At 55.0% G+C, this 16,275-nt stretch carries 10 protein-coding genes; 2 read left to right on the forward strand and 8 right to left on the reverse strand.

All coding sequences use genetic code 11. From position 1 onward, the window contains the following. Nucleotides 1-18: 18 nt before the first annotated feature. The 5 genes from CCY01nite_RS26330 to CCY01nite_RS26350 all read right to left on the reverse strand — a co-directional run bounded on the left by CCY01nite_RS26330 (nt 19) and on the right by CCY01nite_RS26350 (nt 7,964). Nucleotides 19-843 (reverse strand): glycoside hydrolase family 16 protein, encoded by an 825-nt coding sequence (locus tag CCY01nite_RS26330; protein WP_186831283.1) that lies wholly within the window; start codon nt 841-843, stop codon nt 19-21. Nucleotides 844-927: 84 nt separating this feature from the next. Then, nucleotides 928-2,598: a RagB/SusD family nutrient uptake outer membrane protein gene (locus CCY01nite_RS26335; protein WP_146867563.1), complete on the reverse strand. Its 1,671-nt coding sequence runs from the start codon at nt 2,596-2,598 to the stop codon at nt 928-930. A gap of 10 nt (nt 2,599-2,608) precedes the next feature. Continuing rightward, nucleotides 2,609-5,914: a SusC/RagA family TonB-linked outer membrane protein gene (locus CCY01nite_RS26340; RefSeq protein ID WP_186831284.1), complete on the reverse strand. Its 3,306-nt coding sequence runs from the start codon at nt 5,912-5,914 to the stop codon at nt 2,609-2,611. 294 nt (nt 5,915-6,208) lie between these two features. Further along, entirely contained in the window at nt 6,209-7,342 is a 1,134-nt protein-coding gene (locus CCY01nite_RS26345; protein ID WP_186831285.1) for a FecR domain-containing protein, read from the reverse strand. A 52-nt stretch (nt 7,343-7,394) separates the two neighbouring features. Then, nucleotides 7,395-7,964, reverse strand: coding sequence for an RNA polymerase sigma factor (locus CCY01nite_RS26350; protein ID WP_146867566.1), 570 nt, complete (start codon nt 7,962-7,964; stop codon nt 7,395-7,397). 224 nt (nt 7,965-8,188) lie between these two features. On the opposite strand from CCY01nite_RS26350, the gene CCY01nite_RS26355 reads away from it, so the two are divergent. Next, a complete protein-coding gene (locus CCY01nite_RS26355) occupies nt 8,189-8,725 on the forward strand; it encodes a DUF4142 domain-containing protein (RefSeq protein WP_146867567.1) in 537 nt (178 codons plus the stop codon). 6 nt (nt 8,726-8,731) lie between these two features. Further along, on the forward strand, nt 8,732-10,708 hold the full coding sequence (gene ligD / locus CCY01nite_RS26360) for a DNA ligase D (RefSeq protein WP_246130061.1): 1,977 nt from the start codon (nt 8,732-8,734) through the stop codon (nt 10,706-10,708). Nucleotides 10,709-10,742: 34 nt separating this feature from the next. Here the strand turns inward: ligD and CCY01nite_RS26365 are convergent, their stop codons facing one another. The 3 genes from CCY01nite_RS26365 to CCY01nite_RS26375 are packed head-to-tail and all read right to left on the reverse strand — an operon-like array spanning nt 10,743 to nt 16,191. Next, nucleotides 10,743-11,504 (reverse strand): hypothetical protein, encoded by a 762-nt coding sequence (locus CCY01nite_RS26365; RefSeq protein WP_146867568.1) that lies wholly within the window; start codon nt 11,502-11,504, stop codon nt 10,743-10,745. A gap of 18 nt (nt 11,505-11,522) precedes the next feature. Continuing rightward, nucleotides 11,523-13,094 (reverse strand): RagB/SusD family nutrient uptake outer membrane protein, encoded by a 1,572-nt coding sequence (locus CCY01nite_RS26370; protein WP_186831286.1) that lies wholly within the window; start codon nt 13,092-13,094, stop codon nt 11,523-11,525. Between the two features lie 10 nt (nt 13,095-13,104). Further along, nucleotides 13,105-16,191 (reverse strand): SusC/RagA family TonB-linked outer membrane protein, encoded by a 3,087-nt coding sequence (locus tag CCY01nite_RS26375; RefSeq protein WP_186831287.1) that lies wholly within the window; start codon nt 16,189-16,191, stop codon nt 13,105-13,107. Nucleotides 16,192-16,275: the final 84 nt, after the last annotated feature.

The raw sequence follows: 16,275 nt of genomic DNA on the forward strand, positions 1-16,275 counted from the left end.
GATCTTTTTTTAAAGTTTTTACAAAGCGTTGTACACCCGTACCCAGTCTATTAAAAAATCCGAAGGCAGGTGCGCCGGCACGGGATCGCCGGCATGGCCTTCGATGCTCAGTATCAGCGGCCGGAGCTGTGTTACGAACTCCGGGCAGTCCGTGGCTTCCCATTCAAAGTAGAGCACATTGTCCATGTAAAAACGGAGCTTCCCGCTGCGGCGTTCCAGGCCGTAGATGTGAAAATCCTCATCCAGTCCCGCGGGCTGCGGATAGAACCAGCTGCCATACACCTTGTTGGGCACGGCGGGGTCATAGGGCATGGGCCAGCGCAGCAGGCTGGTGTTCAGCTGATGCGGCAGGCTGTCCGCGTCCTTGGTTTCCTGCATGTCTATTTCGATGTTGGGATTCTTCGCAACCGTAGGCTGATCGCCCAGCCAGATGGCGATGCAGACGTTCGCTTCGCGCCAGATGGATTTGGCGCGCACTTCCAGGTAGGTATCGCCGCCGATCTCGAATTTCGATTTCAGGCAGCCTGCCGTGTACGCCTTGCCGTTATAGCTCTCTTCTTGCGCCTTGATGCGCGCGAGTCCGCCTGTAACCACGGTATTCGCTTCCTTATAAGCAAAATCGCCCGTTACGCCGCCGTAATACCAGAGCGGCGCGGCGCTCCATTTCGTGGTGTCCAGGCTGTCAAATTCATCGCTTTTCGCGGAATCCAGCACCCATGTGGCGCCCGGCGGCGTGGTCATCATCACTTCTGCTTCCGGTTGTTTCTTTTCTTTTTCCTGCTTGAAACAGGACGAGAGGGATACCAGTATGATCAGCCATGTTGCTGTGTGCATGTTTTTCATAATTAATGATTTTAAATGTGATCGCATGAGAAAGCCTGTACGGGCAACGGATGCCGCCCGCACAGTACGTCCTGTATCTACCTTTTACCAGTCGGTATTAGGTACCAGGTTTCCGTTATTCTGTAATTCTCCCACCGGAATGGGCCATGTGTAGTACTTCGGGTATTCGAGCTTCTTGGTTTCCATCACCTGCGATTCCTGCCCGAAAACCTCGCGGCGGTAGCCGTAGAATACCGCATCGAAAGGCATCGTCACTTCCAGATCGCGCCAGCGCTTGTAATCCCAGTACAGCTGCTGCTCCATGATCAGCTCTATCTTCCGTTCATGTTTGATGATCTCGCGCAGCTCTTCCTTACTGCCGGCGGTAATGGGCGGCATGCCGGCCCTTGAGCGCACATCGTTCACATAAGGGATGGCGTCGCCGGTATGATTGGTTTCATTCAGGGCTTCGGCATACAGCAGCTCCACGTCCGCATAACGGATCAGGATATAGTTGTTGGCGCTGTTGCCGTAATAGTAAACAGGATTGAAGTTGGAGGGCTCCACCATCTTTTTGAAGAAGTAGGCGTCGTTATCCGCGTCCGGCGCAAAGTTGCGGTTGGCGGGCGCCCAGAACTCACCGGGCTTTACGATCACGCCGCCGGACTGGCTGATGTGGGGATCGAAGAAGGTTTGCCCCAATCTCGGATCGCGGTTCGCAAATTCATGCTGCGGGTCGTAGTTGGGGTCAACGCCTTCGAGTGGACTGCGTTTTAATTTCGTGTCCCGGTATTTGTTCATTTCCGCGAAGCTGATGCCGTATTTCTGCCAGCCTTCAATGCCTTCGAACATATCGATGTAGTTCTGGTGCGCCTGGAAGCTTTTCCATCCGGGGCCGGCGAAGGCGGTGGTCATGTTGTTGGGCGCAAGGTCTTTGGTGAACTGGTAAGACAGTATGATTTCCGGGTTGTTGCTGCCTTCGTTCTCTTCGAGGAAGAGCGCGCCGAAGTCGCGGTACGGATCATTATACCTTCTGAAGAGCGAGAACCTGCCGGATGTTACCACTTCGCGCAGGGCGTCAGCGGCTACTTCATAATATTCCGGCTTGTTGTAGTACCCGGCCACGTACAGCGCTGCGCGTGCTTTCAGCACATAGGCGGCATATTTGGTGAGGCGGCCGTGTTTGGCGTCGGCGGGTTCTGTTGGCAGTTCGATGATGGCCTGATCGAATTCTTTCATGATGAAACCGATCACTTCTTCCGCTTTGTTCCTGGCGGGCCATGCTTCCACGGGCAGCACGGTGGTGATCAGCGGCACGTCCCCGAAACCCTGCATCAGCCGGGTATACAGGAATGCGCGGATAGCGCGTACCTGCCCCTTGTAGTTATTCATTTCCGCTTCCGGCATCTGCCCCTGGAACTTGTCGATGTTCTCGAAGAAATAGTTGGCGTTCCTGATCTTCGTATACCGTGAGCTCCAGAATTGCCCGATCCACCAGTTATCGCCTGTCAGCGACCCGTTAGTGGCGGGGAAGAAACCGGCTTCCCAGGAATTTTTCAGGAAGATGAGGTCCGTGAGGATGTCCATGTACGGCACGGCGCTGCCTTCCAGCTCGTAGAACGAGGTGTACAGGGCGTTCACGGCGTACTGTGCGTCTGATGGAGATTTGTAGAAGGAATCACCGGAAAGGTTCGTTAACGGCGGTGTTTCCAGGAAGTCCTCGCAGGAAACCAGCGAGAAGATGGCGGCGATATATAGTAAGCGTAATTTTTTCATGTCAACCGGATTAGAGTTTTAAGTTAATGCCCAGGGAAACCACGCGGAATGTAGGGTACCATGTGTTGATGACATCCCTTTCCGGGTCAAATCCTTCCACGTAGCCCGGCGCTATCGTCAGCAGGTTGGTGGCGGCGACGTAGGCCCGCAGGCTCTGGATGTTCAGCCTGGACAAGGCTTTCGAGGGCACGTTGTAACCAAGTTGCAGGTTCTTCAACCGCACGTAGGCGCCGTTCCTGATCCACCAGCTGGACTGTGAATTGTTATGGCTGAAGTTTTGCAGGATGCGCGGGAATTCGGCGTTGGCGTTCCTGTTGTCGTCATTCCAGCGGTCCAGGTGAACGGCGAGCGGTGAATTATAATTTTCCAGTACGCTCTTTACAAATTCACCGATGACCCGGTTGGTGTTGCCGGCGCCCTGGAAGAACATGGAAAGGTCGAATGCTTTGTATTGCATGCCGAGGTTGAGGCCGTACTGGGTTTTTACGTAGCTGTTGCCGATGTTGACGGCGTCCATGTAATCGATGCGTTTGTCGCCGTTCTGATCTTTGTACATGAGATCGCCTAGCCCTATTTGCGGGGGCACGCCCTCGAGGGTTTTGTAGGCGTTCAGCTGATCTTCCGAATTGATGATGCCGATGGCCTCGTAACCGTAAATGTTGCCGAGGTCTTCGCCGGGCCTGAATTCGGTGCTGTAGGGCGTAGCCCTGTCTTTCAGATCGATGATCCAGCTTCTCCATCCGGAGATGGTGAAAGATGCGTTATAGCTGAAGTTGGCGCCTGCTTTTCCGTTGTGCGTCAGCATCAGGTCAAAGCCATGTGCGGCTACTTCACCGGCGTTGGTGGTAAGCCTGGAAGAAGGCAGGCCGATGATGGTGGAGACAGGCACGTTCAGCAGGATGTCTTTGGTGTTTTTCCGCCAGATGTCGGCTTCAAATCCGAGTAACCCGTTGCGGATGCTTCCGTCCAGCCCCACGTTGTAGGTGGTAGTGGTTTCCCATGAAAGATTGGGATTGGCCGGGTTGTCCAGCAGCACGCCTACTACCTGCACATCGTTGAAATTGTATTGCGGGCCGGTTACGAGATTGGGATAGGATTCATATAACCTCACTTTTTCCGCGTTGCCCAGCTGCCCCACGGAAACGCGGAGCTTGAGCATGTCCAGCGCTTCCCAGTTTCGCAGGAAGCTTTCTTTTTGCAGGTTCCAGCCGGCGGATACGGAGGGGAAGAAACCCCATTTGCGGCCGGGCGCGAAGCGGGAGGAGCCGTCGTAACGCGCGGTGAATTCCAGCAGGAAGCGGTCTTCAAAGCTGTAGTTCAAACGGCCGAAGCCGGACATGAAAGCCCAGTGGTCCGCGCCGCCGCCGTTCGTCTGCGTGGCCGCATCCCCGCCGTTCAGTTCATAAATACCGTCGTTGATGAAATCCCGGCGGTAAGCGGTGATCCAGTCATTCCGGTAAGATTCCAGCGAATAGCCGCCCAGCGCCTTGAGATAATGTTTCCCGAAGTTTTTCTCGTAAGTAGCAGTGGCCTGCAGATCGTATTTGTTGTCTTTGCTCCAGTTTTCCGTCAGGCTGTTGGGAATGACCTGCGATACAGAGCGCGTGATGAAATCCCAGGATTCCAGCTTGCGGGAGTAATTGGAGAAATCGGTATTGGAAGCCTGGTAAACGCCCAGCAGCTTCAGTGTAAGGCCGTCGACCGGCTTGTATTCAAGGTTGGCGTTGATCGCGTAGTTGCTCCAGTTGTTGGCAACGGGACCGTATTGCTCGATCACGGATACCTGGTTGCCGGTAGTCCAGAGATGGTTGCCGTTGGCGAACATCTGCCCGCCCCAGTGGCCGTCGGAGAACCTTACCGGCGAAGTGGCGGAGGCGCGGAGCGCATTGTTGAAGATGCCCATCGCATTCGCGGCGTCCCTTTTGGTGCGGAGGTAGGTGGTGAGCACCTGCAGCTGCAGCTTGTCGCTGATCTTGCTGGTGAGGTTGGCGCGCAGGTTGATGCGGTTGAAATGATCGATCTTTTTTACGGAGCCTTTCTGGTAAAGGTATTCGCCGGACACAAAGTATTTCCCGATCTTGCTGTTGCCGCTCACGCTGAGGTAATTGTTCACGATGGGCGCGTTCTTTTGCAGTACTTCGTTGAGCCAGTCGGTGTTCGCATGCATGTCGGGGTCGGTGCCTTCTTTAAAAAGACGCAGATCATCTTCACTATACACCGCGGGCCGGCCTTCGTTGAATGCCGCTTCATTCACCAGTGTGGCGTAATCAAAAGAGCTGATAGTGCCGGGCGTGCGGGTGGGCTGTTGCAGGCCCACGTAGCTGTTAAAGCTCAATACGGCTTTGTCCATTTGCCCGCCCTGTTTGGTGGTGACGAGGATCACGCCATTGGCCGCGCGCGCTCCGTAAATGGCAGCTGCTGCCGCATCTTTCAGGATGGAAATGCTTTCAATATCGCCGGGCGCAATGCTGGCGAGGTTGCCGTTCGGGCTGCCGTCTATCACTACCAGCGGATTGGTGGCGCCGTCGATCGTACCCACGCCTCTCACCAGCAGGGAAGGAGAGGAGCCCGGTTCGCCGGAGGTTTCCGTGACCGTGAGGCCGGGTACACGGCCTTCGAGTGATGACAATATATTGGGACGAGGCGCATTCTCAACATCTTTCATTTTTACGGTAGAAACCGCGGCGGTCATGCTCGACTTCCGCTGCATGCCATATCCTACCACCACCACTTCACTCAGCGCCTTGGTGTCTTCTTCCAGTTGTATGCTCAGTACGGTCCTGCTTTCATCCACCTCCACTTCTTTCGTAACGTAACCCATATACGAAAATACCAGCGTGCCCGTATCGCCGGGGAGCTGCAGGGTAAAGTTGCCTTCCGCATCGGTGACAGTAGCCACGGAAGTGCCTTTCAGCCGGATGCTCACGCCCGGCAGCGCCTGGCCTTTGCTGTCCGTGATCCTTCCCGAAAACGGTATCCGCAGTGTTGCTTTGAGCTTGTCGAGGATCGTTTTTTCCCTTTCCTTGATGATGATCGTGTTCTCGTACAGCACAAAGTCCAGCGCCTGCCGCTGCAGGCAGACCTTCATCACATCTTCCAGCGGGGCATTGAGGAAGCTGGCGTCGATGCGCTGGCCGGCCCGCAGTTTCCCGGACTGGTAGAACACGTCATAACCGGTCTGCTTTTTTATCTCTTTAAAGACCTGTTTCAGCGTAACATCCTTCTGCTGCAGGCTCAGCCGCTGGCCGTAAGATACGGTGGCGCTGACCTGCACGATGGTTGTGAACAATAAAACTGCAGTGAGCTTGATACTCATTATTAGTCGGCTTTTTGAGTTGCAGGAGAGACCTGCTTTCAGCATTGTGAGCAAAATGTCAGGCATGCGGCGGCTTGGCCAGCATACAACTTCAGTATAAATTTTATACATTTGGTTATCTGGTTGAATTAAAAATGGTATTCGACACACTATTCCGGTTTGATCAGATAAACCAGCAGGGGTGTTGTCAGCGCCCCTGTTTTTTTCTGATGGCCGGCGGATGGGAAGCTTTAGTTTGATTGTTTTTTCATATTGTGTTTTAAGGGATGATTAAATAATAACGTGAAATATTCCTTATTGCGAAACGATGATCTTTTTCCCTTCTATGTTGAATTTTGCCGCTTTTGTCAGTTCCAGCACTTTTATGACCTGTGATACGTTTTTATAGCGGGAAACGGTGCCGCTGAAGCGCTTCGTCAGCAGGGCGTTTTCTTTGTATTCTATTTCCACATCGTACCAGCGGGATACTTTGCGCATGATGCCCGCAAGGTCTTCATCCGTGAACAGGAAATACCCGTTCTTCCAGGCCACGGCGCCGTCTGTATCCACGTTCTCTATCCGCAGGTCCCTGCCGCCGGAAGTGGACTGCTGGCCGGGTTTCAGCAGGGCGTCTTTTCCGCTTGCTGTTCTTACTTTAACGGCGCCTTCCAGCAGGGTTGTTTTGGTGCCGGCCTCATCCTCGTACGCATTGATATTGAAATGTGTGCCCAGCACTTCTACCACCTGTTCCCCCGCACTGCCTGCCGCGGATATCACCCTGAACGGCCGCGCCCTGTCATGCGCCACTTCAAAATAAGCTTCGCCGGCAAGCTCCACCTGGCGCTGCATACCGCTGAACATGGCGGGATATTTCAGGGAGGAAGCGGCGTTGAGCCATACCCGTGTGCCATCCGGCAGCACAACCTGGTACTGGCCGCCTTTAGGGGTGGTGATGGTATTGATCTCCGGTATCTTTTGCGCTGTGTTTCCTTTTCCCGCGGTGTAAACGATCTGTCCGTTGGATGCTTTGGTAATGGTGATGCCGGACTGGCTGGCGAGCTGGCCGTTCTGTGCATCGTCCAGCACGATCTGCTGCCCGTTGGCAAGGGTGAGCACGGCTTTGTTGCCACCGGGCGCCACATCCTGTACCGGTTGCCGAACAATGGCGGGCGGAGCATCCGCCGGTTGCCTTGTGATAAAATAAGCGAGGGTGCAAACAGCCGCCAACAGGCACGCCGCCGCGGCTATGCGGGGCCAGGTGCTGATCCGGGGCCGGCGCTCAAATGCCCGCCGGCTTTCCTGTTCTGCCGCCGCCACCTGTTCCGCGGGTACTTCCGTTACTTTATCTTCAAAGCGGGCATACCAGGTTTCCACCCAGGCCCTTTCCTCTTCGGTGGCGGTGCCTGCGTTATATTTCTCCAATAGTTCGGCTGCGTTCCTTTTTTCCATCATATACTAGACAGCTCAAAAAGGAGGACAGGGTATCGGGAAAGAAAAAAAATCAAAAAAACAGGGAAAACACGGTGGCGCCGAGCTTTGCGCGCAGTATCCGCAATACGTTCTGGATCTGTTTCCGCACGGTCTGGGGGCTGGTGTCCAGCAGCTCGGCGATCTCGTTGTGGGACAGCTGCGCATTCCTGCTCAGCTCAAAGACCTCGCGCATCCGGGGCGGCAATGCGGCGATCTCCCTTTCCACCAGGGCGATCAGTTCCTTCTCCCGTAACTTTTGATCGGTTACGTTCTCGCCTTCGTCGAGGTATTGCTGGAGGGATTGTATATATATATGCCGGACCTTTTGTTTGCTGAACACATTAATGACCCTATTCCGCACGGCGGTGTAGAGATAGGCGGCCAGGCTGGAAGTGAGCGTCAGCGACCCGCGGTTGTTCCAGAGGGCAGCGAACAACTCCTGCAGGATGTCTTTCACGTCTTCCTCACTGGGAAGCCGCTTGTAGGCATGATGATAGAGCAGCGCATAATATCTCTGATGGATCTCGTTGAACGCCGCGTGATCGCCCGTCATCAGCAGAACCGTCAGCTGCGCATCACTGTATGTCCGGTATCCGGTCATGGGGCCAATTTAGAATTTTACAGCCATATTACATAATATGACGGGCGCTCCACGTAATGCAGACCTACGTCCACATATAGCTGTTAACCGCCATTCGCCGCTGAAGCCCTGTAAATGGCTGCCGGCCAGCCGCTTGAACCATCAGCCTTAAACAGGGCGTGCCCTTTGCCCCCGTATTACCGCGGAGTAGAGCCGTGTATTGTTGTTCATTTAAAATCTTGTGTATGAAAACGCGAAGTTTGATCTTGTTAATGGGGCTGCTGGGGAATGTAGTCTTTTTTACCGCCTGCGATAATAATAACGATGACGTGCCAACGCCGCCGTTATCTGAACAGGACGAGGCATTTATGGTGGGCGCGTCCTACGGCAACTATAATGAAGTGGAGCTGGCCGCGCTGGCGGATTCCATATCCACCAACGATTCCATCGATGTGTTTGCGGACATGATGCTGACGGACCACCAGGCTTCGCAGGCAGATTTGATCGCATTGGCGAATAACTGGAACGTGAACATTCCGCTTTCGCCGGATTCGGCGCACCTGGCCATTAAGGCGCAATTATTGTTATTGACAGGTTACAGCTTTGATACGGCTTATATACGCGGCCAGATCAAAGATCACGAGCATGCCGTTGCACTGTTCCAGTTTGCGGCTGACAGCAGCAAGGTGGGCTCTGTAAGGGCGTATGCATCCAAATATTTACCGAAGATCCGCATGCACCTTGAACATGCGCAACGGATCTCCGCATCTCTTCAGCAATAAAACTAGATGCCTGTAAAACAAAAGACGAAAAGCACACCGGTTTTCATTCCACCCATGCTCGCCACGCTGGTGGACAAACCGTTTGATGAACCGGGATGGCTGTACGAGATCAAGTGGGACGGTTACCGCGCCGTCGCCGTGATGAACGGAAAAACGGCCAACCTTGTTTCCCGCAACCGCAAGTCGTTCAACGACAAATTTTACCCGGTCTTTGAAGCGGTCAGCGCATGGAATATAAATGCGGTGGTAGATGGGGAGATCGTGGTATTGAACGATGACGGCCTGTCTGATTTCAGCGCATTGCAGGGATGGCGGAGCGAGGCCGATGGCGCGCTGATCTATTATGTATTTGATCTTTTATGGCTGAACGGGCATGCTACCATGGACCTGCCGCTGACGGAGCGCCGGAAGCTGCTGCAACAGCTCATGCCGAAGAAGGAAGGCATTATCCGGTTGAGCGAGCATTTTGATGCGTCCGCTACGGAGTTCATGGAAGCGGCCGCAAAGATGGGGCTGGAAGGGATCATTGCGAAGAAGGCGGACAGCCTGTATCGTTCCGGGGAACGTACGCGGGACTGGCTGAAGATCAAGATCAACAAGCGGCATGAGGTGGTGATCGGCGGGTTTACACGGAACGAGGGTTCTTCGAAGCCTTTTAGTTCCCTGCTGGTAGGGGTTTTTGAAGACGGAGAATTTCATTATACCGGCAAGATCGGAACGGGCTTTTCCCTGCAATTGCAGCAGCAGCTCATGAAACAGTTCAAACCCCTCATCCGCAAACGCACCGCCTTCTCCGAAACGCCCGATGTCAACAAACCTTCCCGCTTCCGCCCCAATCCGCCCAAAGCTTCCGCCACCTGGCTCAAACCGGAACTGGTATGCGAAGTAAGCTACGCGGAAGTGACCAGCGACGGCGTTATGCGGCATCCGTCCTTTGAAGGCATGCGTACGGACAAAGCGGCCACCGAGGTCACACGCGAAGTGCCGGTGCCGGTGAAAGAAGCGGTGAAGCATACCTTGCTGAAATCCCCCGCCAAAGACGGCCGCAAAACCCTGCTCAATCCTTCCGAAAAAACACAGGTACGAAAGGTCAGCGGCCACGAAATGAAATTCAATAACCTCGATAAAATATTCTGGCCCGGTGAAGGCTACACGAAGCGGGACATGCTGAATTATTACTACCAGGTGGCGCCGTACATCCTGCCGTATCTGAAAGACCGCCCGCAGTCCATGAACCGCTACCCGAACGGCATCCGCGGTAAAAGCTTTTATCAGAAAGACGTAACGGGCAAGGCGCCGGACTGGGTGGCGATGTTCCCGTACCATACCAGCGAGGGGGAAGACAAGAACTTCCTGGTGGTGGAAGACGAAGCCAGCCTGCTGTTCATGGCGAACCTCGGCAGTATAGAGATGAATCCCTGGAACAGCCGGATCACCAAGCCGGAGTACCCGGACTGGTGCCTCATTGATCTCGATCCCACGGAGAAGAATACGTTCGAGCAGGTGATCCGCGCGGCGCAGGTCACGAAAGATGTGCTGGACAGCATCGGCGTGAAGGGTTATGCCAAGACTTCCGGCTCCACCGGCATCCACATCTACATTCCGCTCAACGCAAAATATACGTATGATGAATGCCAGCTCTTCGGCAAATGGATCGCCACACAGCTGCATCACGAATTGCCTTCCTTCACCAGCATCGAACGCCTGACGCGGAACCGGAAAGGGAAGCTGTATGTTGATTACTTGCAGAACCGGCCAAAGGCCACGCTGGCCGCGCCGTATTCGCTGCGTCCGAAACCGGGTGCGCCCGTGTCCATGCCGTTACATTGGGAGGAAGTGAAGAAGGGATTGCAGATAAAGGATTTTACGATCGCGAATGCCGTGGCGCGCATCCGGGAAACCGGGGATATCTTCAAGCCGGTGCTGGGCAAGGGGATTGATATGCGGAAGGCGCTGAAGATAATAGAGAGCCGGCAGGACTAGCGTCCCACCGGCATGTATACACCATGTAAGCAAATCAGTAGTTAAATCCCTCCCGCTTGAAGAAGTAAAAGTTCCGGAAGCCGCCCCAGCTTTCGATGTGCGTGGCGGCGAGCACCAGCTCGTTTTCATTCAGCGTGATGATATCGTATTCCCAGTTCTGGCCCTTGCTGATGTCGCTGCCGATGATGGTCAGCTTCTTGCGTTCCACGTCCAGCTTGAATTTGCCGGGCGCCGTTTTGGATGGCGTGATCAGCGAAAAGTTATAGGAGCCGTTCAGATCAAAGGTCATTTTATCGTTGATGGCGTTCATGTCCAGCGCATCTTTCCACCATCCCGGCCCCACATCGTCGAAGTTACCGCCGCCGGTCATGCACTGATGGGGATTGTCCGGCGCCCATACCCATGTTTTTCCCGCAATGTCGTTGGTGAGCAGGTTCCACATCGGATCGGAAAAGTAATTCGGATCGTTGGCGGACACTTGCACCGTGGTGGAATCCACAACAGGACCGCCTTTGGAGTAAGCATAGTATTTGATCACAAATTCACCTGCGAAGGGGATGATGGTAGTGGCCTTTGTTTCGCTGGATATGCCGAAGCCGTAATCCCAGAAGGGAATGACGCCGGGCGTGAAGCTTTCCATCGTGATCTCGTTATCGTATCCCGGTGTTTGGGTGACGGTGAATTTCAGTGCGGAAACAGCGATGGGCGCTTCCGGTTCAATGCGGTCTTCCTTCGGATCGCAGGCAGCGGCGAACAGGAGCAGGAAGAGCGGAAGGTATATTGATAGTTTTTGCATGACAATCGTTTTAAGCGGTTAATTCCAGCCATCGTTTTGTGTGAGGCTTCCGTTGGACAGGCCGATCTGCGTTTGCGGGATAGCGAACAGACCCTGCGTTTCTGTGCGGAAGGCGACGTTGAATACCGGGTTGGTGGAGGTATTGTCCAGCGCGGCCTTTGCAACGGTCATGCCCTGGCGCAGCAGGTCCCAGTAGCGGTGCCCTTCCAGCGCCAGCTCAAACCGGCGTTCGTCCATGATCAGTTGCAGCCCGGCGGCGCCCGCCGTCAGTGTTTTGCGGTGCAGCTGATCGCCGAATGCGCGGTCACGCACGCGGTCGTAATAGCCCTGTGCTTTACCGGCGTCTGTGCCGAGGTTCAGCTCCGCGCCCATAAGCAGCACGTCCGCAAAACGGATCACCACATCGTTGTCGTAATTATCGATCTGGAAATCGCCGCCGAGGTCTTCGGGTTTCTTGTCGTTCAGCGGCGTGTTCTTTTTGATGAAGTAACCGGTGTACTGATACTGGTCGCCTACAACGTAGGAGCCGGCGAGCCCTTCATCCTGGATGGAGATGATGGTGGCGGATTTGCGGGTATCCCCGGCCTGGTATGCATCCCAGAGCTTCGGGTTCACCGTGGCGGCGCCCCATCCCTTGTAGTAAGGCAGCAGCACCTGGCTGCGGATGCCGATCATCACCTGTATGCGGTTGCCGTTGTTCTGGTCCCAGTTCTTCAGGCCCTGGTAAGTGTATTGAATGGCGAATACCGCCTCCTGGTTATTTTGCCCGGCGTAGCCGCCTGCCTCCGCGGAGGCCCGCCAGAGGTTGAAGTACTTTTCCACAAGGCTGTGACCGCTGTTGTTGATCACATCGTCAATAGCGGCGATGGCGTCCGCTTTGGTGAACACACCGGCAATATCTGGTTTGTTATAGTAGCCGGTGTAGTAGAGGAATACGCGGCCGAGCAGCGCCTTGGCGGCCCAGCGGGTGGCGCGGCCCTGTTCCGCGGGCGGGATGTCCGCATATTTTCTGTCAGACAGATCGTTTGCGGCTAGCTTGAGGTCCTCCGCGATGAGCTTGTATACCTCTTCCGGGTTGGCCTGCGGGACGTTGTAGTTGCCCGGCTCCAGCGGTTCGGTGATCAGCGGCACATTACCGAACATCCGCACAAGATCGAAATAATAATAAGCGCGCAGGAAATGCGCTTCCGCAATAAGCCGCTTCTTCGTGTCCGCGTCATTACCGAAATCTACGTTGTCGATCTGCTGCAGGAACACGTTGGCGCGGTAGATGCCCACGTAGTATTTCTTCCAGGCAGCGGAATTGTGGTCGTTGTAGTTTTCAAAACGGTCCCACTGCCGCATGCCGCCGTCGCCATTACCGCCACCGCCAAAGCAGTTGTCCGATGCTATTTCGGTGGTGAGCAGGATGTTGCCGTAGCCGTCCTGGTTGAGTACGCTGTAAGCGGCCACCAGCGCTTCCATGGCGTCCTGCGGCGTTTTGTAGAAATCCTCTACGGTTTTCTGGTCAATCGGACTGACTTCCAGGAATCCTTTTCCGCAGGAGCTGGCCAGACCTATTATCATGATGGCTGTGAATATTTTTTGCATAACGATAGCATTAGAATTTAACATTAAGGCCCACCAATACGGTCCTCGGTTGCGGATAGTAGCCCAGGTCCGTGCCGGAAGACCAGGGATCGATGCCGAAACCTACTTCAGGATCAAGCCCACGGTAATGGGTAAACGTATACAGGTTCAGACCGGATACGTATAACCGTAGCTGTTGTACCGGCAGTTTCTTTCCGATCGTCTTTTTAAAATCGTACCCGAAATTGATGCTCTTGACGCGCATGAAGGAGCCGTTGTGCACGTACAGGTCCGAAAACTTGCTCCAGTTGCCGTTCGGCTCGTCGCCGAGCGTTACGCGGGGCAGGCGGTTGGAAGTGCCTTCACCGGTCCACCTGTCAAATACCGCCGTGGTGTAGTTGTTATAGAAGCGGTCGTATGAACGGGTGCCGTCCACCACCTGGTTGCCGCCTACGCCGGTCAGCAGCACGGCCAGGTCAAATCCCCGCCAGTCCGCCGTGAGGTTGATACCGTAGGTCTGCTGCGGATTGGGATTGCCGACCATTGTTTTGTCGTTACGGTCTATCACGCCATCATCATTCAGATCAACAAAACGCACATCACCGGGCCTGGCGCTGGGCTGTATCTGCGTACCGTTCTTGGAGCGGTAGCTTTCGATCTCCTGCTGGTTCTGGAAGATACCGGCGGTCTTAAGGCCGAAGAAATACCCGATGGGGAAACCGGTCTGCGCCAGGTAATATTCATCCATGTTGGAAGACAGCACGTTGTTGTATTCCGGGTGCAGAATGCCGTCCTGGTTGGGTACTTCGAGCACGGTATTCCTGTTGAAAGAGATATTACCACCCAGACCGATGGTCAGCTCCCCGAATTTGCGGGTGTAGTTGAGGGCCAGCTCTATGCCCTTATTCACGATCTTGCCGCCGTTGATGTAGGGCGAGCCGGTACCTACGATATCCGGAATGGGAGGGGCCACCAGCCAGTCTTTCGTGGTTTTGTTGTACCAGTCGAAGGTGATGTTGAGGCTTTTGAAGAGGGTAGCGTCGAAGCCGATGTCTGTTTGCTGGGAGGCTTCCCAGCGCAGGTCGGGGTTCGGTATTTTGTCCGGCGAGGAACCTACGGATTTGGGAATGGCGGGGTTGGCGCCGTTGCCGAAATAGTAGGAGCGCCAGGCGGAGCTGACGGTGGCGAGGTACGCGAAATCACCGATGCGGTCATTCCCGTTTTGCCCCCATCCGCCGCGGATCTTGAAATGGTCCAGCCAGCCCAGCTTCGCAAAGTCCTCATTTGTGACGATCCATCCCGCGGAGAACGCCGGGAAGGTGCCGTAGCGGTTGTTGGACCCGAAGCGGGTGGAGCCGTCCCGCCGCAGGGTAGCGGAGAGAATGTATTTATCGTCAAAGCTGTAATTCACCCTTCCGAAATAGGATTGCAGGATGTGCACAGAGCGGGAACCGTATGTTTTTTGCGTAAGGTCGTTCGTACCGTTATCGATGATGGCATGTTCAAAATCCGAAATGATCAGGTCTTCCTTTCTGCCGCTGACCGTAAAGCCGTTGAATTTCTTTGCGGTGGTGCCTGCCAGCACGGTTACATCGTGCTTGCCGAAGGTCTGCTGGTAGGTGAGCGTGTTTTCCCAGTTCCAGGTGAAGTTCCTGTATGCGCCCATGGTGGCGAATGAATTGGGATTGGTGTTGTTGGTGGCCAGCTCGTAAACAGGCGTGAAGGCATTATCGGAATTGAAGGAAAGGTCTATGCCGATGTCTGTCCGGAAGCGGAAATATTTGAAGATGTTGGCTTCCAGGTACAGGTTGCCGAGAATGCGGTCGGTGATGCGCTTGTTGTTGTTGGTATAGTCCATGATGCCCACCGGGTTCACTTCTTCGGCGCTCAATGAAGATTTTCCGTAGTTGCCGGCGGAGTCGTATACCGGGAAAGTGGGACTGGTGTTCAGTAATCCGCGGATGGAGTTATCATAGATATTGCCGGTGCCGATGCCGCTTTGTTCCGCGCGGGAATAGGTGAGGTTCTGCCCCAGCTTGAAGATGTCTTTGTACAGGCGGTGCTCGGAGTTCAGGCGGAAGGTGATGCGGGAGAATTTTGAATTGCCTCTTACGCCGATGACGCCGTCCTGCGCCTGGTAGGAGAGGGAGGACGCGAAGATAGAGGTGTTGTTGCCGCCGGAAAGCCCGAGGCTGTAGTTCTGTATCGGCGCGTCATGATTGGTGACGGCCTCCTGCCAGTCCGTGCCCCTGCCGAGCTGTTGAATTTGCTCCAGCGTATAGTAGGGCGCTTTGCCGGAGTTGATGGCTGCTTCGTTGATGATCCTGCCATATTGTTCCCCGGTCAGCAGGTCCAGCTTCTTTGCCGGGTTCTGCCAGCCGTAGGAGGCGTCCAGCGTAACGCGCATGCCGCCGCTGTTGCCTTTTTTGGTGGTGATCATCACGAGGCCATTGGCGGCGCGCGTCCCGTAGATCGCTGTGGAAGCGGCGTCTTTCAGGATGTCTATCGTCGCGATGTCCGCCGGGTTCAGAAAGGATATATCTTCTGTGGGGAAGCCGTCTACAATGAACAGCGGCTGTGAGTTACCGTTGGTGCCGATGCCGCGGATATTGAATTTCATGGCGTCGCCGGGCTGGCCGGAGTTGGAGGTGATCTGCACACCGGCGGCCTGTCCCTGCAGCGCCTGTTCCACGCCGAGGGTGTGGTTCCTCACCAGGTCGCCGCTGCTTACCTGCACGGTGGCGCCGGTGAGCAGCTTCTTTTTCTGCGTGCCGTAACCTACTACCACCAGCTCGTTGAGCCCGGTGGCGGCGGATTGCAGGTGGATGATGATATTCGATTGGCCGTTTACCGGCACTTCCTGGCGGGAGTAGCCCATCAGCGATACCACGAGGATGTCGGTGGCGGCGGCGTCCAGGCTGAAAGAGCCGTCGGACAGGGTGGCGGTGCCACGGGTAGTGCCTTTCACCTGAACGGATACGCCGGGCAGGGGCGTGTTGTCGCCCGCGTCCAGCACTTTACCGGTAACGGGCTGCCGGTGCAGGCCGGCCGCCGTTATGGTGAGCGGCAGCGCCAGCGCGGCCAGCAGCAGGCATAAATTGTTGTACAGTCGTTTCATTGTTAGCGAATTTGTAAGCAACGTGGTTTGGGAAATTCTGGTTTTACGTTTAGTCATTAAAAGAGTTCACTGTTTTCAACTCCT

This window comes from Chitinophaga cymbidii (assembly GCF_007992715.1).
GTDB classification, from domain to species: Bacteria; Bacteroidota; Bacteroidia; order Chitinophagales; family Chitinophagaceae; genus Chitinophaga; species Chitinophaga cymbidii.

Bases quoted from the DNA above. Each gene is read 5' to 3' on its own strand.
- CCY01nite_RS26330 (WP_186831283.1), bottom strand. From the start codon at position 843: ATGAAAAACATGCACACAGCAACATGGCTGATCATACTGGTATCCCTC.
- CCY01nite_RS26335 (WP_146867563.1), bottom strand. From the start codon at position 2,598: ATGAAAAAATTACGCTTACTATATATCGCCGCCATCTTCTCGCTGGTT.
- CCY01nite_RS26340 (WP_186831284.1), bottom strand. From the start codon at position 5,914: ATGAGTATCAAGCTCACTGCAGTTTTATTGTTCACAACCATCGTGCAG.
- CCY01nite_RS26345 (WP_186831285.1), bottom strand. From the start codon at position 7,342: ATGGAAAAAAGGAACGCAGCCGAACTATTGGAGAAATATAACGCAGGC.
- CCY01nite_RS26350 (WP_146867566.1), bottom strand. From the start codon at position 7,964: ATGACCGGATACCGGACATACAGTGATGCGCAGCTGACGGTTCTGCTG.
- CCY01nite_RS26355 (WP_146867567.1), top strand. From the start codon at position 8,189: ATGAAAACGCGAAGTTTGATCTTGTTAATGGGGCTGCTGGGGAATGTA.
- ligD (WP_246130061.1), top strand. From the start codon at position 8,732: ATGCCTGTAAAACAAAAGACGAAAAGCACACCGGTTTTCATTCCACCC.
- CCY01nite_RS26365 (WP_146867568.1), bottom strand. From the start codon at position 11,504: ATGCAAAAACTATCAATATACCTTCCGCTCTTCCTGCTCCTGTTCGCC.
- CCY01nite_RS26370 (WP_186831286.1), bottom strand. From the start codon at position 13,094: ATGCAAAAAATATTCACAGCCATCATGATAATAGGTCTGGCCAGCTCC.
- CCY01nite_RS26375 (WP_186831287.1), bottom strand. From the start codon at position 16,191: ATGAAACGACTGTACAACAATTTATGCCTGCTGCTGGCCGCGCTGGCG.